16 protein-coding genes and 1 rRNA gene are annotated in these 20,910 nt (G+C 43.2%); 13 read left to right on the forward strand and 4 right to left on the reverse strand.

Going from position 1 to position 20,910, the window contains the following annotated elements; all coding sequences use genetic code 11:
• From rrf to FTU95_RS13340, 6 genes are all read left to right on the forward strand, one after another.
• Nucleotides 1–108: ribosomal RNA gene (rrf, locus tag FTU95_RS13315) — 5S ribosomal RNA — on the forward strand; the annotation flags it as partial.
• Between the two features lie 164 nt (nt 109–272).
• A complete protein-coding gene (locus tag FTU95_RS13320) occupies nt 273–1,532 on the forward strand; it encodes an esterase-like activity of phytase family protein (RefSeq protein WP_257220142.1) in 1,260 nt (419 codons plus the stop codon).
• A 288-nt stretch (nt 1,533–1,820) separates the two neighbouring features.
• Nucleotides 1,821–3,185: an MFS transporter gene (locus FTU95_RS13325; RefSeq protein ID WP_171255752.1), complete on the forward strand. Its 1,365-nt coding sequence runs from the start codon at nt 1,821–1,823 to the stop codon at nt 3,183–3,185.
• Nucleotides 3,186–3,521: 336 nt separating this feature from the next.
• Nucleotides 3,522–4,871 carry an aromatic acid/H+ symport family MFS transporter gene (locus FTU95_RS13330; RefSeq protein ID WP_180078761.1) on the forward strand — a complete coding sequence of 450 codons (1,350 nt, stop codon included), beginning with the start codon at nt 3,522–3,524 and terminating at the stop codon, nt 4,869–4,871.
• Between the two features lie 96 nt (nt 4,872–4,967).
• On the forward strand, nt 4,968–6,245 hold the full coding sequence (locus tag FTU95_RS13335) for a HEPN domain-containing protein (protein WP_180078763.1): 1,278 nt from the start codon (nt 4,968–4,970) through the stop codon (nt 6,243–6,245).
• A 58-nt stretch (nt 6,246–6,303) separates the two neighbouring features.
• On the forward strand, nt 6,304–6,627 hold the full coding sequence (locus tag FTU95_RS13340; RefSeq protein ID WP_180078765.1) for an ankyrin repeat domain-containing protein: 324 nt from the start codon (nt 6,304–6,306) through the stop codon (nt 6,625–6,627).
• Between the two features lie 46 nt (nt 6,628–6,673).
• On the opposite strand, the gene FTU95_RS13345 is transcribed toward FTU95_RS13340, so the two are convergent.
• Together FTU95_RS13345 and FTU95_RS13350 are read right to left on the reverse strand one after the other, a co-directional pair.
• Nucleotides 6,674–7,225: a type 1 glutamine amidotransferase domain-containing protein gene (locus FTU95_RS13345; RefSeq protein WP_159516525.1), complete on the reverse strand. Its 552-nt coding sequence runs from the start codon at nt 7,223–7,225 to the stop codon at nt 6,674–6,676.
• Between the two features lie 379 nt (nt 7,226–7,604).
• Nucleotides 7,605–8,294 (reverse strand): TIGR04219 family outer membrane beta-barrel protein, encoded by a 690-nt coding sequence (locus tag FTU95_RS13350; RefSeq protein WP_180078767.1) that lies wholly within the window; start codon nt 8,292–8,294, stop codon nt 7,605–7,607.
• A 135-nt stretch (nt 8,295–8,429) separates the two neighbouring features.
• Between FTU95_RS13350 and FTU95_RS13355 the strand changes: the two genes are divergently transcribed.
• The 4 genes from FTU95_RS13355 to zupT all read left to right on the forward strand — a co-directional run bounded on the left by FTU95_RS13355 (nt 8,430) and on the right by zupT (nt 12,971).
• On the forward strand, nt 8,430–9,878 hold the full coding sequence (locus FTU95_RS13355; RefSeq protein ID WP_180075602.1) for an aldehyde dehydrogenase family protein: 1,449 nt from the start codon (nt 8,430–8,432) through the stop codon (nt 9,876–9,878).
• Between the two features lie 596 nt (nt 9,879–10,474).
• On the forward strand, nt 10,475–11,950 hold the full coding sequence (locus FTU95_RS13360; RefSeq protein WP_074383770.1) for a sodium-dependent transporter: 1,476 nt from the start codon (nt 10,475–10,477) through the stop codon (nt 11,948–11,950).
• Between the two features lie 10 nt (nt 11,951–11,960).
• Nucleotides 11,961–12,071 (forward strand): methionine/alanine import family NSS transporter small subunit, encoded by a 111-nt coding sequence (locus tag FTU95_RS13365; protein WP_005173576.1) that lies wholly within the window; start codon nt 11,961–11,963, stop codon nt 12,069–12,071.
• A 90-nt stretch (nt 12,072–12,161) separates the two neighbouring features.
• A complete protein-coding gene (gene zupT, locus FTU95_RS13370; protein WP_180078769.1) occupies nt 12,162–12,971 on the forward strand; it encodes a zinc transporter ZupT in 810 nt (269 codons plus the stop codon).
• 71 nt (nt 12,972–13,042) lie between these two features.
• Here the strand turns inward: zupT and rsmB are convergent, their stop codons facing one another.
• The gene (rsmB, locus tag FTU95_RS13375; protein ID WP_180078771.1) at nt 13,043–14,350 is read right to left on the reverse strand and encodes a 16S rRNA (cytosine(967)-C(5))-methyltransferase RsmB; all 1,308 of its coding nucleotides are present in this window, start codon (nt 14,348–14,350) and stop codon (nt 13,043–13,045) included.
• A complete protein-coding gene (gene fmt / locus FTU95_RS13380; protein WP_180078773.1) occupies nt 14,347–15,309 on the reverse strand; it encodes a methionyl-tRNA formyltransferase in 963 nt (320 codons plus the stop codon). Before fmt ends, rsmB begins: the two co-directional genes overlap by 4 nt.
• Nucleotides 15,310–15,717: 408 nt before the next feature.
• On the opposite strand from fmt, the gene ilvD (FTU95_RS13385) reads away from it, so the two are divergent.
• From ilvD (FTU95_RS13385) to ilvD (FTU95_RS13395), 3 genes are all read left to right on the forward strand, one after another.
• Nucleotides 15,718–17,547 (forward strand): dihydroxy-acid dehydratase, encoded by a 1,830-nt coding sequence (gene ilvD, locus FTU95_RS13385; RefSeq protein WP_004280822.1) that lies wholly within the window; start codon nt 15,718–15,720, stop codon nt 17,545–17,547.
• 197 nt (nt 17,548–17,744) lie between these two features.
• Complete coding sequence (locus FTU95_RS13390) at nt 17,745–19,052, forward strand: RNA-guided endonuclease TnpB family protein (protein ID WP_005173589.1); 1,308 nt, start codon at nt 17,745–17,747, stop codon at nt 19,050–19,052.
• A 126-nt stretch (nt 19,053–19,178) separates the two neighbouring features.
• Nucleotides 19,179–20,864 (forward strand): dihydroxy-acid dehydratase, encoded by a 1,686-nt coding sequence (ilvD, locus tag FTU95_RS13395; protein ID WP_100355461.1) that lies wholly within the window; start codon nt 19,179–19,181, stop codon nt 20,862–20,864.
• The last annotated feature ends 46 nt before the right edge of the window (nt 20,865–20,910 follow it).

A 20,910-nucleotide genomic window follows, 5' to 3' on the forward strand; every position in this document is an offset into this window, starting at 1 on the left:
ACAATAGCAAGAGTGAACCACCTGATCCCTTCCCGAACTCAGAAGTGAAACCTCTTTGCGCTGATGGTAGTGTGGGGTTACCCATGTGAGAGTAAGTCATCGCCAGCTCATTATTCCAAACACCCCCTGCATAAGTAGGGGGTGTTTTTTTGTGTGTGGGGTTTATAATTATTAAGATAAAACTGTCCTTAAAACTTCATCTCATCGCAACTGTCCTGTCATTCACACTGTATTAAATAAGACGTCGACTTTATAAAAAGATGAATAGACGTATGAGAAAAATTTCTTTAAGTTTGCTGGCGGTCTCTGTATTCGCTCTGACGGCATGCAATGAATCCGATGATAAAACCCTTCAGCCCATCGAAAGCGTAACTGAACCAACTTTGGTGTCTTTTGCCAAACTGGATGTAGAGACCTATGCAGAAGGCTCTGATTCAGGACGAGATGTACGTGGAGCAAATGGTATTTTTCCTCCATTTTCAGGCCAGCCTGTACAGGGTTTTTCTGCTGCATTAAAGCAGCCGGATGGAACTTATCTGGTGATGTCGGATAATGGCTTTGGCTCGCAGGATAATTCTTCTGATTATTTATTGCGTTTGCATCATCTTTCTAGCGATTTCAGAACCAAGGCGGGCGGTACAGCAACTGTCAAACATTTATCTTATATTCAGCTTCGTGATCCGAACAAACTGATTCCTTTTGAAATTGTCCATCAGAATACTCAAGAGCGTTTATTGACAGGTGCTGACTTTGATCCGGAATCTATGCAGCGCGCGCCCAATGGCGATATCTGGATTGGAGATGAATTTGGCCCTTATTTATTACATTTTAGTGCAGATGGAATATTAAAAAGTCCGCCGATTGCTTTAGCGCATCCATTAGAAGCTGGAACTGAACTCAGATCTCCACAAAATCAGCTAAACAAGGGGACTATCGGTTATATTGACGGTTATATTGAACCTTTGGTACAGCGGAGTGGGGGCTTTGAAGGTATGGCAATTTCCCCCAATGGTCGCTATTTATATCCTTTACTTGAAAAACCTTTATTAAATGCCACGACGCCACAACTAATCATTTCAGAATTTGATCTGGAAAAGAAAGTTTATACTAGAAATTTCTATTATTTTGAGTTGGCTTCGAAAGCCTCTGCAATTGGTGATTTTCAGTTATTTAGTGCCAAAGAAGGTGTGATTATTGAACGTGATGACAGTGAAAATAATCTGGGCGGCTATAAAAAATTAATCAAGGTCAGATTGAATCAGTCCGGTGAGTCTGTCGCACGTGAAGAACTGGTTAATTTAATGGATCTGGCCAATCCAGATTTACTTTATGGTCCGGTACGTCCGGGAGATCTTGCCACCGGTCAGCGCTTTGGTTTTCCATTTCAGACCATTGAAGACATTATTATTGAAGGGCCTGATTTAATTACCGTCTTGAATGACAATAACTTTCCCGGTTCAAGTGGTCGTAATCGAAATCTGGCAGATGATAATGAAATTATTCAAATCCGATTAGCTCAAGCATTATATTAATTTCAGTTTTTTCTCAATTTTAAAACGTTCCCTGAGTCTGAGAACTCAGGGATTTTTATATCGAAGAAGTAGCTTGAATTGTTAAGAAATCATTAAAAACTGGACGCATGGGTTTAGAATTTTGAGCAAAGCTTAAGACTTTAGTCGCATATTGCCTGAAAATTAGCTGTGTTGAACTAAGTTGTTGCACGAACATGGCGATAAGAATCATTAAAAATAATAAATAAGAGTTAGTGGCATGTGTCGTGCTGAAAACAACGAATAATAACTCACAGGAGGTGAGTAAAAATGGTAGAAAACACGAAAATGGCAGCAAATACGGTTAGTGTGAATGATGTGATTGATCAGGCAAAATTCAATAAATTTCACTTAAGCATTGTATTGTGGTGTTTGTTTATTGTTCTATTTGACGGGTATGATTTAGCAATTAACGGTGTCGTTCTGCCTCTACTGATGCAGGAGTGGGGCATGAGTGCTGTTGAAGCAGGCATGCTTGCCAGTACAGCACTAGCCGGCATGATGTTTGGTGCCATGCTGTTTGGGATGCTTGCAGACAAAATCGGTCGTAAAAAAGTGATTTTAATTTGTGTCACTTTATTTAGTGCTTTTACATTTTTGGGTGGATTTACCACCACTCCAACAGAGTTTGGTATTTTACGTTTTATTGCCGGCTTGGGCATAGGCGGGGTATTACCTAACCTGGTTGCGTTAACCTCTGAATATGCGCCTAAACGTTTAAAAAGTACACTTGTAACCACCATGTTTAGTGGTTATGCCGTAGGTGGGATTATGGCTGCATTATGTGGTACATGGTTTACTCCAAGTTTTGGTTGGGAAATTATGTTCTTCATTGCAGGTATTCCCTTACTTTTTGTTCCATTGTTTTGGAAGTTCTTACCTGAGTCTCTAACTTTCTTGGTTAAAGAACAAAAAATGAATGAGGCACGTCATTTTATAAAACGAGTTGAGCCAACTGCAGACGTACGAGCAGACACTGAACTGGTTCTAGCCACAGGCGATCAGACACAAAGTGCATCAGTAAAAGCGTTATTTACAGAAAATCGTGCAATGGGAACATTCTTATTTTGGATTGCTTTCTTTATGTGCTTGCTCATGCTTTATGCACTTGGAAGTTGGCTGCCAAAACTCATGATGGCTGCGGGATATTCTTTAGGCAGCAGTTTAATGTTCTTATTAGCACTGAATATTGGTGCCGTGATCGGAACCATTAGTGGTGGTATTCTGGCAGACCGTTTTGACTTTAAACCTGTTCTTATTAGTATGTTAACTGTGGGTGTACTGTCTCTGGTTGGTTTAGGCTTTAACTCTCCAACACCTGTTATTTATTTACTTGTCAGTTTAGCAGGTGCTTCATCTATTGGTACCAGTATCTTGTTATATAGCTATGTTGCTCAATACTATCCTGTTGCAGTACGTTCTACCGGTATTGGTTGGGCTTCTGCTGTGGGGCGTACAGGTGCAATTGTGGGTCCAATTGTGATTGGTATGCTGCTGGGTATGGAATTACCACATAAATGGAATTTCATCGCGGTTGCCATGCCGGGTATTATTGGTATCATCGCTATTTCAATGATTCGTCAACCACAACCCGGTCGCGTTCAGGTGAAACAATTAAAAGCAGCCAAAATTTAAACGATCCTCATTGATTCATTCAGTTAAAAAAGCCCCTTTGTCTGAAGGGGTTTTTTATATTTTTAGTATGAAATAAAACCACTCAAAAAAAGTGATTGAGCTAAAAAATCTACAAATTCTGCTTAAATTAAAGTCATTATTATTAATAGCTTAAAATTTAATTTTAATAATAATGTGACATATCACGCAAATAAATGGCATTACATTTGTCATAGCAGAATATCAATTAGTCTTATTGTGCCTTAAATCCCGCTTGCGTATATTGCCTGACATTGAAGATTGCCTTCAATCTTCAACAAAGATGTTATGGACAAGTACTCATGGGAGATGAGAACGATGACAACGGAAAAAATAGATGTAAATTCTGTAGTCGATAATGCGAAATTCACGCCTTTCCACTTCAATGTAGTTGCTTGGTGTTTACTCATTATCTTATTTGATGGCTACGATTTAGCAATCAATGGTGTGGTTTTACCCTTACTGATGCAAGACTGGGGCTTAAGTGCAGTGCAAGCGGGCATGCTTGCAAGTACCGCACTGGCTGGCATGATGTTTGGTGCGATGATCTTCGGTTCCCTCGCGGACAAGATCGGTCGTAAGAAAGTGATCATGATCTGTATTGTATTATTCAGTGGTTTAACTTTTGCGGGTGGCTTTGCCTCAAATCCAACCGAATTTGGTATTTTACGTTTTCTTGCCGGTCTGGGTATTGGTGGGGTCATGCCGAATCTGGTGGCATTGACTTCGGAATATGCGCCACAAAAAATGCGCAGTACCTTGGTAACCACCATGTTTAGTGGTTATGCCGTCGGTGGTGTAATGGCTGCGTTGTTGGGTTCATGGTTTACCCCAAGTTTTGGTTGGGAAATCATGTTCTTTATCGCGGGTATTCCATTATTTTTATTACCAGTGATCTGGAAATTTTTGCCTGAATCGCTGGCATTTATTGTGAAGCAAAACAAGCAGGCTGAAGCACGTCAAATCGTACGTCGTCTGGCGCCAAATCTGACAGTAACGGATAATACGGTCCTTACTTTGCCACAGGAAAATGTGCCTGAAGCAGCGAACGTGGTCAGCTTGTTCCGTCGTGGTCGTGCGGTCAATACTTTACTGTTCTGGGTCGCGTTCTTTACTTGTCTGTTAACCATGTATGCACTTAGCAGCTGGTTGCCGAAGTTGATGATGGCAGCGGGCTATTCGATGGACAACAGCCTGATGTTCATGATGGTGATGAACGTGGGTGCGGTTGTAGGTATTGTGGGTGGTGGTATTCTGGCGGATCGTTTCCACCTGAAACCGGTACTGATGGTTCTGGGCATGATGGGTGCGATTGTAATGAGCTCAATGGGCTTTGCATCTAACCAGTTCTTGCTTTACATTTTGGTGTTCCTGGCTGGTGCAGCGTCGATTGGTTCGCAAATGTTGCTGTATAGCTATGTGGCGCAGTTCTACCCACTTGCAGTACGTTCAACAGGTATTGGCTGGTCTTCTGCGATTGGTCGTATGGGCGCGATTGTAGGCCCAATCCTGATTGGTGGCTTACTGGGTATGAACCTGCCTGCTTACTTCAACTTTATGGCAGTCGGTTTGCCGGTGCTGATCACTGCAATTGCGGTTGCCTTGATCATGCATGACGATGAATCTGAAAAGATTGGTTCAATTGAACCCGCAGTGTCTAAAGCTTAAGAATTTGAGTTTTAAAAAGAAGCCTCCGAAAGGGGGCTTTTTTATAAGAGGTATACTATTTAGAATGATATATACACTTTAAATTTAATAAATTTTATGAATAGAAGTAAAGCTAAAAGAATATTGCAAAGAATGGTTAACTCATTGTTTAAGTTGCAAGCTTTCGTAAAGATAAATAGCTTTGATGATATAAAAAATCTTGATGATTATTTTGGACAAGAGCTGACTTTATCAAAAGAAAAAACAATTTTCATTACTACTGATACAAGAAACACTTTAAGGTCCATCACCAGTGAATTGATTGTTTATTATGATTTAGAAGATTACATCACTTTTTCTGAGATTTTCTCTAATGTTAAAAAAATATATGCTGACTATATCCTAAATAAAAAATCTCCAGAAAATATGATAGATGATGTCTATGAGTTATCAAAGAAAGAAATAAGAGTATTTAATAATATTAACTGCTGTGAAGGTATAAAGCTTAACGGCATAGAACAATTAAACTGTGGAGAATATAAAATAATTTCTTCTGATTTTTCAACATTTCTTAAAGCCTATGGAAAAGAAGAAGCTGATTTTTATGAGATGATGAAAGATTATCTATGGATTTGTGGAAGTGAAAAAGGAAGTAAGAAGCAGGTAGAACATAAATTTGATTACAAAGCTAATCTAATTACTAGTTTTTTGAGTATCTGTTTGCAAACTATAAATAAAAAATCAATATTAAATTATAGGATTCAAGCTTTAAATTCTTCTTCTAGCCATAAATCTCGTAACCTTCGTTTACAGTGGGCAAACGAAAGTCAATATGGAAGTTTTTCTTATTCATTTCCTAAATTTTCCAATGCTGAAATTGATTTAGAAATATTAAAATACTTTAAAACCAATTTATTCTTTGATGAGTTTTTTACTATTTTAGAAAAAGAATTAAAAACCGAAGTAGAAGATGCGATTATTAAATCTGTATATTGGTTTTGTGAAGCTACAAAAGATAATAATGATACTATGAAATTTATTAAATTATGGTCATGTATTGAGTGCTTCTTCTCTATTACACAAGATGAAATATCTGAATCAAATGCAAAAGGTCTTGCCTGTATATTGGTATATGGTGGTTATCGAATCCATGATATTGAAAATTATAGAGAGGTAAAATTTAAAATTAAAAAAATGTATAAGAAAAGATCTAAAGCTTTACATAGAGCATATTGGTCTGACATAGAAGCTAACGATGTAGTGGAGTTAGCAGATTGGACTGCTTGGTTGATTATCAGTATTTTAGGTTTAGCAGTTGTAGGTAACTATACAAGACTGTCCCAAATTAAAGAACAGACCGTCAGATTAGATAATATTCATAATGAAATACAATAGAAATTAACTTTTTGACATTGTAAAATATTTATTAATAAATAATAAATTTGATCTCATTATGAAACTCAATTCAATCTCCCCAATCCCTGAAGATGATGACGAACTGCATCTTCCGGAACTGGTGTACTGGGCCTCTTTAGGCGATATCGAACAGGTCGAGCAGGGCTTGCAAGAAGGTCTGGACGTCAATTCTGCCGATGAAGAAGGCTATAGTGCCTTACAGGCGGCTGCTGAAAATGATCATCTAGACGTAGTCAAGCTTCTGGTTAGCAAAGGTGCGGATATTGCCCATCGCAGTCCAAATACTGCACTAGAACTGGCCGAAATGGCAGGCAATAAAGAAGTGATGGCTTATCTAAAAAGCTTGACCGGAACTGTTTAAAGCAAAAAAAGAACCTCAATCATGAGGTTCTTTTTATTGTAGGAGCTTAAGCAGCATCGCCTTCAAGTTCTTTTAAAATGGCTTCATTAAAGGCCGGAAGATCATCCGGATTCCGTGAAGTAATCAGTACCCAGTCGCCGGTATTACAGCGATGCACTTCTTCATCGACCCATTTTCCGCCGGCATTTTCCAGATCCAGCTTGATGCTCTTATACGAGGTCAGATTCTTGTCTTTAATTCGATCTGCATCAATTAAGGCCCATGGCCCATGACAGATCGCCGCAATCGGTTTGTGATTGTCGGCAAAATGCTGAATAATTTTCTGGGCATCCTGATTAATTCTTAAAGTATCTGCGTTGACTGTACCACCTGGAATCACCAACAGATCATAATCATTCAGGTCGACATGGTCAAAACTGGTATCAGGCGTATATTGGGTAGCAGCTTTGGTATCACCTTTGACAGTGGCTACATCTTCATTTTTTTCTGCAGCATGAATCACTTCAAAACCTTTGGACTTTAAAAAATTTAAAGGCTCAGTCAGTTCATCATGTTCAATACCTTGATTGGATGTAATAAAGAGGACCTTTTTTACCATGATTGCTGTTCCCAAAAAATGTGAGGATTTTTAGCTTAACAACAAGCCGATTTTTACAATGTTGGAGTTTTAACTCGGAACTGTTAAGCAAAGATAAATAAAACAATGCACAGAAAAAGAAATAGCAGAAAAAAAGCCCCAACATCCTGTTGGGGCTTTTTCCGTATCTCGTGATTTAGGTATAACTCCTGTCGTACCTCACGTCCTGATGCTTGCTTATTCTTGTTGTTTTTAGGTTTTCGGAGCATCCTGCTCTCTATGTGTCTAAAGTAATACACAAGCAGATTTTGTACCAGCAGCAGATTGCGCTTATTGTTGTACGCTTTGACTTACATGAACGCAGAGAAATTGAACACGACCAGCTGCTGAATTCTTGGCATCAAAAATGTACATCTAAGCCAATATACGGGCCTTTAAATTCCAGCTGTAAATCTGGACGTTGCTCCTGTTGAAAATCTACCGTCATCATGCGATAACCGATTTTGGCACCGACATCGACCAGCAGATTATCAATAAAATCATATTGTAACTCAGCCTGTACATCGGTCTTTTTACTATCGCTGCCATGACTGTAAACGGCTTCTGCTTTGGCACTCAGTCCGGTAAATGGCAATTTAACCCCTGCAGTTGCATAGAGCAGTGGAGTGTATTCATCCAGATCGTATTGCGTGAAAGCCCCGGTATTCAGGTTTTTTACCGTACCCTCCAGATTGCTTAAGCCTGCGCCTACATCGGCATGTACCACGGTATCCAGCAATTCGTAATACAGAATATAGTCAATATTCTTCAGTTTGATTTCTGAGGCATTGATCGGAGTGCTTTGTTCGCTGTTGCTGTCCAGATTGACATATTTGATTTTGGCATTCGGTAAAAGCGGAATCGGATGTTCAAAAGCCACGGACAGCTGCGCCGTACCTTGTCGATCCAGACCATGTTTCATACTGCTATTTTCGCTATAACCGTTAAAATTCCAGTAGCTGAGATCGGCTTTTGCCCCGATGAAATCTGCATGACTGAGCGTGCTTAATCCAAAACTGAAGAATAATGTGGCGAGTATTTTTGTCTGCATGACAGTGAGTCCCTAAAGCTTTATTAAAATTGAGCGTGTCTGGTTACTTAAAAACATCTTCTTAATATTTATCAGCAAGTGCATGATATAGAGAATTTCAAAAATGTATATCCTGAGATTTTGAAGGACTAAAAAATGCGATCTACAGCAGTACAACAGTGTAAAGACTATTCATTCTATGTGGCTGGTCAGGCGGTTCAGACCGGAGAATGGCTAGAGGTTAAACATAAATATACGCAAGCACTCTATGCACGTGTCGCTTTGGCCGATGCCAAAAGCCTGGAGCAGGCCATTCAGTCTGCCCTAGACACCGAGGCAGAGATGGCGGCTTTAGAACCCTTTCAAAAACAGAAAATTCTACTGCATTGTGTACGCCGCTTTCATGAAATTCGTGAAGAACTGACTGAAATTCTGATTGCAGAAGGCGGTAAACCGCGCAAAGCGGCAGAAGCCGAAGTCGAGCGTCTGATTAATACCTTTCAAATTGCCGCAGATGCCGTGACTCAGATCGATCAGGGACGCATGCTGCCTTTGGCTGTAACCGCGGCAGCATCGGGGTATCAGGGTATGGTTAAGCAGGTGCCGATTGGCGCAGTGTCTTTAATCAGCCCTTTTAATTTTCCCTTAAATCTGACCGCCCACAAAATTGCACCAGCGATTGCTGCCGGTTGTCCTTTCGTGTTGAAACCCGCCAGTCTGACGCCGATTTCTGCCTTGAAAATTGCCGAGATTCTGGCGGAAACCGATTTGCCGAAAGGCGCATTTTCAGTTTTACCCTGTCCGCGCGAGCTGGCCGATGTGCTGGTCACCGATGACCGTTTTAAATTACTCAGTTTTACCGGTTCCGATGTGGTGGGTTGGGATATGAAAGCGCGAGCTGGCCGCAAAAAAGTGGTTCTGGAGCTGGGCGGTAATGCCGCAGTGATGATCGAGCCGGATACCGAAATTAATGATGCCTTGATTACCCGTCTGGTTGGCGGTGCTTATGGTCATGCCGGGCAGGTCTGTATCAGTGTGCAGCGCATTCTGGTGCATCAGGATATTTATGCCGAAGTCAGAGATAAACTGCTTGCAAAACTCAAACATCTGAAAGCCACCGATCCAAATCTGAGCACAACTTTGGTGGGGCCGATGATCAAGGAAGCAGAAGCCAAACGCCTGAAAAAATGGCTGGAAAAAGCACTGAAAAAGGATGCCAGAATTCTGGTAGGTGGTGAGCTGGATGGAGTGATGTTCGCACCGACTTTATTGGAAAATGTGGATCATAATCTGGAAATTTACCGTGATGAAGTCTTTGGTCCGGTGGCGATGATTGAGCCTTATCCTGATTTTGAAGCAGGGATTGCCTGTATCAATCGTAGCCGTTTTGGCTTGCAGGCCGGAGTTTATACCCAGAACTTGAACAAGATGCTGTATGCCTGGGATCATCTGCATGTCGGCGGGGTCATTATCAATGACATTCCATCTTTCCGGGTGGACAACATGCCCTATGGTGGGGTGAAGGATTCAGGTTTAGGCCGTGAAGGGATTCAATCTGCCATTCGCGATATGCAGGAAGAACGGATGCTGGTGATTAAATCTTAAGTAAATGACATCAATCGCTCAGATCCCGTGATGGATTTGCTGCAGGTCAGACCGGGGTATTGCAGTCCATTTTTAGATGTCAAAAATGCACGTGGAGCAGGGCGATCAGATCTCTGCTCCGCGCATTTCAGCTATAGAGTGGCTCACATCGCGATAAGCCTTTGACTTTAATTCTTCTATAAATATAAGGCGATTTGGATGATCGCAGCATGAGCTTTGCTTGACTACGGTTCTGTAGTCAAACTTAAGAAAGATATATTCCAAAAAGTTTGTCAATATATAACCTGTAAAATCAGGTAGGTTTCGTTGAATTATTGAACGCTTAATTCGAATAGATTATAAATAACGAATATTTTCAGCAGAATTTACAGAAAAAATTTAAAAAAGTCAGTATTGTTGAACCATCTACAAGGTCAGCTTTTCGATCAGACTTTAAGCAAGATGTAAGACCTGCTGACCTGTTTGTACATTAGAATTCGACGCCCAAAAGGTGCAGCTCTAATCCAAACACCCAAAATAATTGAAATGCTTCTTTATTTGCTTGCGCTATAACCATAACAAGCAGCATCTGAAGGGGTTTAAAGTTTAGGTGTTCTATGACAGAAACTCGTGAGAATTGGTCTGCACGATCAGGATTCATTATTGCAGCCATTGGTTCCGCCGTTGGCTTGGGAAATATCTGGCGTTTCCCTTATGTGGCTTATGAAAATGGGGGTGGGGCATTCCTGATCCCTTACCTGATTGCGATTTTTGCAGCAGGTTTGCCTTTATTGTTTTTAGACTATGCGGTCGGACACAAGTTCCGTAAAGCACCACCCATGGCCTATAAAAAACTCATGAATGCCGAATCCTTGGGTTGGTGGCAGGTGATGGTGACCCTGATCATCGGGATTTACTATGCCAGCGTCTTGTCTTGGGCCGGCAGTTATATGTTCTATTCCTTTGGGCAGCAGTGGGGCACAGATACCCAGGACTTTTTCTTTAACACTTATCTGCAAAATGGTGAAGGTTTAAGTTTAGGTTTTGTTCCTGTCCTGTTTTTCGGTCTGGTGGTTGTTTGGGCTGCGGTGATGCTGATTCTTTACGGTGGGGTACGCCGTGGGGTGGAACTGGCGAATAAAATCTTTATGCCACTTCTGGTAATTTTATTTTCTATTCTGGTGATTCAGGCGGTACGCTTACCGGGTGCAGTCGACGGCTTGAATGCTTTCTTTACGCCGAACTGGGAGGCCATGAGTAACTATAAAGTCTGGCTGGCCGCATTTGGTCATATCTTCTTCTCACTGTCGGTGGGCTTCGGGATTATGTTGACCTATGCCTCTTATTTGAAACGCAAAACCAACTTGACCGGTTCTGGGATCGTGGTAGCACTGGCCAACTCATCCTTTGAAATTCTGGCGGGTATTGGTGTATTTGCAGCGCTTGGTTTTATGGCCTTCAGCGCAGGTGCAAATGTTGAAGATGTCGTATCTGGCGGTATTGGTCTGGCCTTTATTGCTTTCCCGAAAATCATTTCCAGTTTAGGTGCAGGCGGTGACCTGTTTGGCTTCCTATTCTTTGCTTCATTGACCGTTGCCGGTATTACCTCGATGGTCAGTATCCTGCAAGTTCCGATTGCCGCATTCCAGGACAAACTGGGCTGGTCGAAGAACAAGTCAGTCACGATTATTGCCGGTGGTTCAGCGGTGATTTCTACCTTGATGTTCTCGACCCATAGTGCGATTACCTTTGTCGACATTATTGACTACTTTGCCAATAATATCGGTATTGTCGGTGGTGGTTTGATCTCCATTATTCTGTTGTCGTGGTTCCGTCGTCCATTGATGAAGCAGCTGGAAGGCCATGTGAATCAGTTTGCCAGCGTGAAACTTGGTCGCAGCTGGAACTTCATGCTGACCGTCATCACGCCGTTGTCCTTATTAATGGCATTGGGTCTGACCCTGAAATCGATCATGGCAGAAGGTTATGGTGGCTATGCTGCCAGCACCCTGTGGATGGTAGGTGGAGGTGTCATGGCATTCTTTATTCTGGGCGCCATTCTGTTTAGTCTGGTCAAAGACCGTCATAGCTAGGAGAGCGACTATGAATACATCTGCACTGGTGATGATGATCATCTCTATCGTTTTATTGTGGGGGGGTCTGGTACTGTCCGTGATTCATCTGGCAAAAAATCCGGAAGAACCAGAAGACTAAAAATCTTCACATAAACCTACTGTTTTACTATAAACGAAAGTCATTATCATCTATGGTGATAATGACTTTTTTAATGGCTGACGATTTGGCATGATTTCCGTTTCAGATGGACAAGTCTATACAGCCTTTGCCGTGACCTTCTTCGCTGGGCTTGCCACCGTGTTGGGTGGGGGACTGATACTCTTCTTAAAAAAACCCAATTTCCGTCTGCTGGCCTTTGGTCTGGCCTTTGCCGCGGGCGCCATGATCTATGTTTCTTTAACCGAAATTCTGAATAAATCGATTGCCTCCTTTAGTCTGGCTTTTGATGAAAAAACCGGTTTTGCCTTTGGCACCTTTGCATTTTTGTTGGGCGTGATTCTGGTGTTATTGCTGGATCATTTTGTGCCGAATCCGCATGAAACTGTTGAAACGCATGCCAGTGAGGGCGTCAGTTCACCGCAACTATTGCGTACCGGCATGCTGACTTTATTCGCCATTAGCGCACATAACCTGCCAGAAGGTCTGGCGACCTTTTTTGCCACGCTGGAAAGTCCTGCCTTGGGTGCGCCTTTGGCGGTGGCAATTGCGATTCATAATATCCCGGAAGGTGTGGCAATTGCCTTGCCAGTGTATATGGCGACCGGACGCAAAGATTATGCACTCTGGGCCAGTCTGGTGTCGGGACTGGCTGAACCTTTGGGTGCCGTCTTGGGTTACTTTATTCTGGCACCTTATATGAGCGATACAGTATATGGTCTGGTTTTTGGTTTAATTGGCGGGGTGATGGTCTATCTGGCACTGGACGAGTTATTGCCGACTGCAAAACGTTATTCCGAAGGGCATGAAACGGTATATGGACTTGTGAGCGGTATGGCTGCGCTGGCCACCAGTCTGGTGATCTTTAAGTTTATTCAGTAAGTCCTGTTGCCATCCGGCAACTCCATAAAAAAAGCAGCCTAAGCTGCTTTTTTTGATTGTAAACTAATGACTTATGAAGTTTTTTCAATACGGCAATAGAAGAAACCATCACCTTGATCTGCTTTCGGTAACAACTGACGACCGTGAATCTGTTCGATGCCCCAGTCCGCTTCAATCTTGATTTCTTTGGCATCGCTATGCTGGGCAAAGAACTCGACCATCTGCTGTTCATTTTCCGCTTTCAGAATCGAACAGGTGATGTACAGCAAGCTGCCGCCGACTTTTAGCTGTTGCCACATATTTTCCAGAATCTGCTTTTGCAGCGCGACGGTTTGCGGAATATCTGTGGAATGACGCAGCAAGCGAATATCCGGATGACGACGGATCACACCAATGGCAGAACATGGCGCATCCAGTACGATACAGTCGACTGGTTCAGGCGCTGTCCAGTTGATGGCATCGGCTGCAATAATTTCAACTTCGGCATATTCTGTTAACAGTAGGCGTTCCAGATTTTCTGCCACACGCACTAAACGTTTGGCGTCCTGATCAATTGCATACAGCTTTTTCGGGCTGTATTTTTCCAGAATATGCGCAGTTTTCCCACCCGGCGCAGCGCAGGCATCGACCACGACCTTGCCTTCAAGATCAGGCACTAAAGTTGCGCAAAGCTGGGCGTGTTCATCCTGAACCGAGAAGCCGCCGGCTTCATAGCCCGGCAGGTTTGGAATATGCACATTCTGTTCCAGTACAATCCCGACTTCAGACAGGCTGCAAGCACGTGCTTCATAGCCTTCTTCTTCCAGAATTTCCAGATATTCATCACGGCTAACCTGATTGACATTAACACGCAAGGTCAGCGGTGCAATCTGTTTTAACTCGTGCGACAGTTCAGCCAGCTGTTCCGGCCAGTCTTTCTTTAAACGTTTGAATAACCAGCTTGGCAGGCCATGTGCCTGATTTAACGCCAGATCAAATTCTTCTGTTTCACGTGAAACACGACGTAACACCGCATTGACCAGACCACTTAAAGGTTCAAAGCCCAGCTGTTTGGCGGCAGTCACGGTTTCTGAAATGGCGGCATGTGCCGGAATGCGGGTACATAGAATCTGATATAAACCCAAATATAAGCAGCTTTCTAGGGCCTGGTTATCAAGGGGTTTGGTTAATAACGGCAGGGTAATGGCTTTCAGGCCATGCCACTGACGTAAACAGCCCAAGGTTAACTCGTGATATAAACCACGGTCACGTTCAGACACGATATTGATATGTTGATTGAGTACTGAAGCAAGTGATTGGCCATTTTGTACAGCCAAGAGTGTTTTGACAACTTGCGCGCGCAAATTCAAGTTTTTAGCTGATGATTGAATTTGGCTCATGTGAATTTATATCCTAGCGATAGTTTTTGAGTTTGATTAATTTGAACAGCATTCAGGGCTTTGCCGCCCGGCCATTGCAGATTGGTGATGCAAATGGCGTTCTGATCACCACACATCACATGTACGCCGTCTTTATCCAGAGCAATTACTTCACCTGCCACTGCAGCGGTTGCCTGCTGGGTAGAAAGTGATGAATTCCAGATGCGTAAATTGTTACTGTCATCCAGCGGGGTAAAGGCTACCGGCCAAGGATTAAAAGCGCGGATATTACGGTCAATCTCTGCCGCAGGCTGGCTCCAGTTGATTTGTGCTTCCGCTTTTGAAAGTTTATGTGCGTAAACCGTAAGTGCTTCGTCTTGCACTTCACGTTCAGCCAAATATTTTTGTAAGCTTTCTTCAGACTCAAGTACCTGAACGGTAGCTTCAGCACCTTTAACAGCAAGTTTGTCGTGTAAGGTTGCAGAGGTATCTGTCGCTTCAATTGGGCAGATGGTTTTCAGCATCATATCGCCTGTGTCCAAGCCTGCTGCCATTTTCATGATGGTTACACCAGTCTCGGTATCGCCGGTGGCAATGGCACGTTGAATCGGTGCTGCACCGCGCCAGCGCGGAAGTAATGAACCATGAATATTCAGACAGCCATATTTGGGTGTATCCAGAACCACTTGTGGCAGAATCAGGCCATAGGCCGCCACCACCATCACATCTGCATTTAAGGCTTTGAGTTCTGCTTGCGCTGCCAGACCTTCTTCAGTCGATGACTTGAAGTGCAAAGGCTGATAGACCGGAATATTGTGTTCTAGCGCCAACTGCTTGACTGCAGATGCCGTGAGTTTTTGCCCGCGTCCGGCTTTGCGGTCAGGCTGGGTATACACCGCCACAATTTCATGCTCGGTTTTGAGTAGCGTAGCCAATGCAGTCGCTGCAAATTCTGGTGTGCCTGCAAATATGATTTTCACACATGAAATTCCAAATAAACTTAAAAGCTATTATAAGCCAAAAGCCAAATTTCAGCCTAATCGTTGCAAAAACTTATCCAAGAAGCTTGCTGAGTGCTTGAATTTCGGTGGAATTTTTATATAAAAAAAACTCATGCAAATTGTAAAAATTATTCATGAAAGTTTTGTATTGTCCTGACGATGATGGCGGTATAGTAGATTTCATCAAGAAATTTTTATCGCCAGATCATCATAATCTCTCTATAGATATTTTTGCCTGCATCTACAACCAAAAGGTCATCTTGTAAAACAAGGACTTGTAGTATGATAGGTCTAAAATGCAACTGATTTAAGCTCATTGTCAGTATGATTTAGCCAGAGTGGATCTGCCCGGTTCATTTCAAGCTCAAACTTTGTTGGAAATATAAAATGCCTGACTATCGTTCAAAAACATCGACACACGGAAGAAATATGGCTGGCGCACGCGGTTTATGGCGTGCTACCGGAATGAAAGACGAAGATTTCGGTAAGCCGATTATTGCGGTCGTTAACTCATTCACGCAATTTGTACCGGGTCATGTGCATCTCAAAGACCTGGGTCAGCTGGTTGCACGTCAAATTGAACAAGCAGGCGGCGTAGCAAAAGAATTCAATACCATTGCTGTCGATGATGGCATCGCGATGGGTCATGACGGCATGCTGTACTCATTGCCTTCACGTGACCTGATTGCTGACTCGGTTGAATACATGGTTAATGCACACTGTGCAGATGCGATGGTGTGTATTTCAAACTGTGACAAAATCACCCCGGGCATGCTCATGGCAGCCATGCGTTTGAACATTCCGGTGGTATTTGTCTCTGGTGGCCCGATGGAAGCGGGTAAAGTGCAAATTCGTGGCAATGAACAGGCAATTGACCTTGTTGATGCGATGATTGTGGCGGCAGATGACAACTACACAGACGAAGAAGTCAAAGCATACGAACGTTCTGCATGTCCAACCTGTGGTTCTTGTTCAGGTATGTTTACGGCCAACTCAATGAACTGTTTGACTGAAGCTTTGGGTCTTTCATTACCGGGTAATGGCTCTACGCTGGCAACGCATGCCAACCGTAAGAAATTATTTGAGCGCGCAGGTCAGTTGATCGTTGAAATCACCAAGCGTCATTATGAACAGAATGATTACAGCGTATTGCCACGTAATGTAGCAACCAAAGCATCCTATGAAAATGCCATGACTTTGGACATCGCGATGGGTGGTTCAACCAACACCGTTCTTCACTTGTTGGCAGCTGCTCACGAAGCAGAAGTAGACTTCACCATGGACGATATCGACCGTTTATCTCGTAAAGTGCCTGTACTGTGTAAAGTGGCACCTGCGGTTAAAAACGTCCACATGGAAGATATTCACCGTGCCGGCGGCATTATGTCGATCCTCGGTGAACTAGACCGTGGTGGCTTACTGGATACGTCTGTACCGACCGTACATGAAGCAACGTTGAAAGATGCTTTAGACAAATGGGACATCATCCGTACTGAAGATGAAGAGGTATATAACTTCTTCAAATCGGCACCGGGCGGTGTACCAACCCAAACTGCATTCTCACAAGATCGTTATTACACCCGTCTAGATGGCGACCGTGAAAATGGTGTAATACGTAATGTTGAACATGCCTTCTCGCAAGACGGCGGTTTGGCAGTGCTTTACGGCAACATTGCACTGGATGGTTGTATCGTCAAAACTGCGGGTGTAGATGACTCTATCTTGAAATTCAACGGCACAGCACGTGTATTTGAAAGCCAGGATGATGCAGTTGAAGCCATTCTTGGTGGGAAAATCGTGGCAGGTGATGTGGTGCTGATCCGTTATGAAGGTCCACAGGGTGGTCCAGGCATGCAAGAAATGTTGTACCCAACCAGCTACTTAAAATCGAAAGGTTTAGGTAAAGACTGTGCACTTGTCACTGATGGTCGTTTCTCTGGTGGTTCTTCAGGTCTTTCCATTGGTCACGTTTCCCCAGAAGCAGCTGAAGGCGGCACAATTGCCCTGGTTGAAGATGGCGACCGTATCGAAATTGATATTCCAAACCGTAGCATTCATTTAGCCGTTGCTGAAGATGTATTGGCAGCACGCCGTGAAGTACAAGAAGCCAAAGGTTGGAAGCCTGCAAAGGAACGTCCACGTAAAGTATCTAAAGCGCTGAAAGCCTATGCAATGCATGCCACCAGTGCGGCGAAAGGTGCGGTACGTGATATCTAAGCTGTAATTTTACAGATTTAAATAGCACTCCAGATGGGGTGCTTTTTTTATACAAGAAACTATCTTAAAATGAAAGAGGACTCCACCCGACAGTCAGGGTGGAGGTGAATTTCGTAAGTTTTTTAATTTAGCTTTAATTCGTTTTTATGTTAAAATAAAAGAAATATAACATTGTATTTAAATAAGTTTTAAAAAAAATGAAAATCAACAAGGCGTACAAATTTAGGCTTGAGCCTAATGAAGAGCAAGAGGTTATTTTAAACAATCTTGTTGGTTCTGCGCGTTTTGTTTGGAATCAAATTTTAGTTGTGTCATTTGAAATGTTTGCAAAGAATGAATTTATCAATGCAACCAATTTGGTGAATAAAATCACCAGTCTTAAAAAGAATCCTGAATATGCTTTTTTAGCAAATCATTCTAATGCTGTTTCCCTACAGCAAAAAATTCGTGATCTGGCTTCGGCTTGGACAAGGTTTTTCAATGCAAAAGAACATGCAAGATTAAAAGAAAATAAGCGTAAACCACGCAAGCCCAAATTCCTCAAACTCACTGATGGTTCTGAAATCCAGTTACGCCCACTGATGCCTAGATTTAAGAAAAAATCAGATGGTTACGATTCAATTAGATTGGTGCAATTTGATAAATATTGTCGAATTGAGGGTAATCGAGTTAAGCTGCCAAATGGCATAGGATTTGTGAAATTTAGAAAATCACAAGATATTCTAGGCACAATTAAGAATGTGACAATCAGTAAGAGATCAGGTCATTGGTATATTTCATTTGGCAGTGAAAAAGAGTTATTGGAAAATCCAGTACATCCATCCAAAACCGCAGTTGGTGTTGATTTAGGTGTCAAGAAATTAGTCACAACATCTGAGGGTGAGGTATTTAACCCAAAGAACAGTTTTAAAACCAACCAAATTAAATTAGCTAAACTTCAACGTAAGTTGAGCAAAAAATTGAAGTTTAGTGAAAATTGGAAAAAGTTGAACACCACAATTAACAAGCTACATTATCATATTGCTAATATTCGGCATGACTACCTACATAAAGTCACGACAACTCTCAGCAAAAACCACGCAATGATCGTAGTTGAGGACTTAAAAGTAGCCAATATGTCGAAGTCAGCAAGTGGCACAATCGAGAAAAAAGGAAAGAATGTCAAAGCCAAGTCGGGCTTAAACAAGGCAATCCTAGATCAAGGTTGGTCAATGCTTGTTGATATATTGGAGTACAAACAACAATGGCGAGGTGGTTTACTCGTTAAGATTGACCCGAAATACACAAGTCAAACGTGTAGCTCCTGCGGTCATGTTGCAAAAGAAAATAGGCTTACTCAGGCACATTTTGAATGTGTTGCGTGTGGCTTTAGCGAGAATGCGGATATTAACGCTTCTCGTAATATTTTGGCGGTGGGACACACCGTTTTGTCTGTGGAGGGTGGATGCGGTAAAGGTCGCCCGATGAAGCAGAAAGCAAGCGAAATCCGTGAGGAAGTCACCTAAGAGCTGATGCTTTTAGAATCCCCCACTTGAATAAAGTGAAAGTGGTGGGAGTATGTCAAACAATGATCTTAAAATAAATTGTCCAAGACCGACGCTTAAAATCGGTCATCGCCCAGGAAGAGAATAATGAGTAAAGATAATATCCGCGAGCATTCTGCCCCCGTTTATGAAGGTATTGAAAATGCACCGGCGCGTTCCATGATGCGTGCCACCGGTTTTCAGGATGCCGATTTTAACCGGCCATTTATCGGCATTGCTTCGACCTGGGCCAATGTCACGCCTTGTAATATGCATATTGATGGTCTGGCCAGAACCGTAGAGCAGGGCGTGAGTGCGGCGGGTGGCAAGGGCATTATCTTTAATACCATTACCATTTCAGATGGCATTTCCAATGGCACCGAAGGCATGAAATATTCCCTGCTGTCACGGGAAGTGATCGCAGATTCGATTGAAACCGTGGTCGGCTGTCAGGCTTATGATGGTGTGATTGCCATTGGTGGCTGTGACAAAAATATGCCCGGCTGCATCATGGGATTGGCGCGCCTCAACCGTCCGGGGCTGTTTATTTATGGAGGAACCATCAAACCGGGTGAAGGTCATACCGACATGATTTCAGTGTTTGAAGCGGTGGGTCAATATGCCAAAGGTGAAATCAACGCGATTCAGGTCAAGCATATTGAAGAGGTTTCCTTGCCAGGTCCGGGTTCGTGTGGCGGTATGTACACGGCCAACTCGATGGCCTCTGCGATTGAAGCTTTAGGTATGAGCCTGCCGGGCTCTTCGGCACAGGAAGCGGTATCGGAAGACAAGCAAATTGACTGTGCCCGGGCCGGTGAAGCGGTGATGAACCTGTTGCGACTGGATATTAAGCCGCGCGACATCATGACCAAAGCCGCCTTTGAAAACTCGATTAAAGTCTTGATTGCGCTGGGTGGTTCGACCAATGGTGTACTGCATCTTTTAGCCATGGCACATACAGCAGGAGTGGAATTGAGTCTGGATGATTTCGTGCGGATTGGTAAAGATATTCCGGTGGTGGCCGACGTGCGTCCATCAGGTAAATATCTGATGTCAGAACTGATTGCGATTGGTGGAATTCAACCACTGATGAAGCGCATGCTGGATGCCGGCATGCTGGATGGCTCATGTCTGACGGTCACAGGTAAGACGCTGGCAGAAAATCTGGCCGATGTGCAGGACTATCCGGAAGGCCAGCAGATTATTCTGCCTTTTGATGCGCCAGTGAAAAAAGACTCGCATCTGGTGATTCTAAAAGGCAATCTGTCACCGAAGGGCGCGGTCGCCAAAATTACCGGTAAGGAAGGACTGCATTTTGCTGGCCCAGCTCGCGTGTTTGAAGGTGAGCAGGGTGCCATGCGCGGTATTCTGGATGGCGAAGTCCAGCCGGGTGAAGTGGTGGTGATTCGTGGCGTTGGTCCCAAAGGTGGCCCAGGAATGCCAGAAATGCTGAAACCGACCTCTGCGATTATCGGGAAGGGCTTAGGCGCTTCAGTTGCCCTGATTACCGATGGACGCTTCTCGGGTGGCAGTCACGGTTTTGTGATTGGTCATGTCACCCCCGAAGCTTATGATGGCGGCCCGATTGGTCTGGTACAAAATGGCGACCAGATTTCAATTAATGCGGAAACCCGGGAAATGACCTGGCATGTGGATGAGCCGGAGATTGCAGCACGTCAAGCAGCCTGGATCAAACCAAAACCGAACTATACCCACGGCGCTCTGGCCAAATTCGCCAAACTGACCTCAGGTGCAGAAACCGGGGCAGTCACTGACCTGAATCTTGAGCTCTAATCCATTGTTAAACATTGAACATTTGCTTATGACTTGATATAAGTTT

The organism is Acinetobacter sp. YH12208, assembly GCF_013418055.1.
GTDB lineage: Bacteria > Pseudomonadota > Gammaproteobacteria > Pseudomonadales > Moraxellaceae > Acinetobacter > Acinetobacter pseudolwoffii.

What these genes read in the sequence shown, in the direction of transcription:
- FTU95_RS13320 (WP_257220142.1), top strand. Translation starts at nt 273, where the DNA reads ATGAGAAAAATTTCTTTAAGTTTGCTGGCGGTCTCTGTATTCGCTCTG.
- FTU95_RS13325 (WP_171255752.1), top strand. Translation starts at nt 1,821, where the DNA reads ATGGTAGAAAACACGAAAATGGCAGCAAATACGGTTAGTGTGAATGAT.
- FTU95_RS13330 (WP_180078761.1), top strand. Translation starts at nt 3,522, where the DNA reads ATGACAACGGAAAAAATAGATGTAAATTCTGTAGTCGATAATGCGAAA.
- FTU95_RS13335 (WP_180078763.1), top strand. Translation starts at nt 4,968, where the DNA reads ATGAATAGAAGTAAAGCTAAAAGAATATTGCAAAGAATGGTTAACTCA.
- FTU95_RS13340 (WP_180078765.1), top strand. Translation starts at nt 6,304, where the DNA reads ATGAAACTCAATTCAATCTCCCCAATCCCTGAAGATGATGACGAACTG.
- FTU95_RS13345 (WP_159516525.1), bottom strand. Translation starts at nt 7,225, where the DNA reads ATGGTAAAAAAGGTCCTCTTTATTACATCCAATCAAGGTATTGAACAT.
- FTU95_RS13350 (WP_180078767.1), bottom strand. Translation starts at nt 8,294, where the DNA reads ATGCAGACAAAAATACTCGCCACATTATTCTTCAGTTTTGGATTAAGC.
- FTU95_RS13355 (WP_180075602.1), top strand. Translation starts at nt 8,430, where the DNA reads ATGCGATCTACAGCAGTACAACAGTGTAAAGACTATTCATTCTATGTG.
- FTU95_RS13360 (WP_074383770.1), top strand. Translation starts at nt 10,475, where the DNA reads ATGACAGAAACTCGTGAGAATTGGTCTGCACGATCAGGATTCATTATT.
- FTU95_RS13365 (WP_005173576.1), top strand. Translation starts at nt 11,961, where the DNA reads ATGAATACATCTGCACTGGTGATGATGATCATCTCTATCGTTTTATTG.
- zupT (WP_180078769.1), top strand. Translation starts at nt 12,162, where the DNA reads ATGATTTCCGTTTCAGATGGACAAGTCTATACAGCCTTTGCCGTGACC.
- rsmB (WP_180078771.1), bottom strand. Translation starts at nt 14,350, where the DNA reads ATGAGCCAAATTCAATCATCAGCTAAAAACTTGAATTTGCGCGCGCAA.
- ilvD (WP_004280822.1), top strand. Translation starts at nt 15,718, where the DNA reads ATGCCTGACTATCGTTCAAAAACATCGACACACGGAAGAAATATGGCT.
- FTU95_RS13390 (WP_005173589.1), top strand. Translation starts at nt 17,745, where the DNA reads ATGAAAATCAACAAGGCGTACAAATTTAGGCTTGAGCCTAATGAAGAG.
- ilvD (WP_100355461.1), top strand. Translation starts at nt 19,179, where the DNA reads ATGAGTAAAGATAATATCCGCGAGCATTCTGCCCCCGTTTATGAAGGT.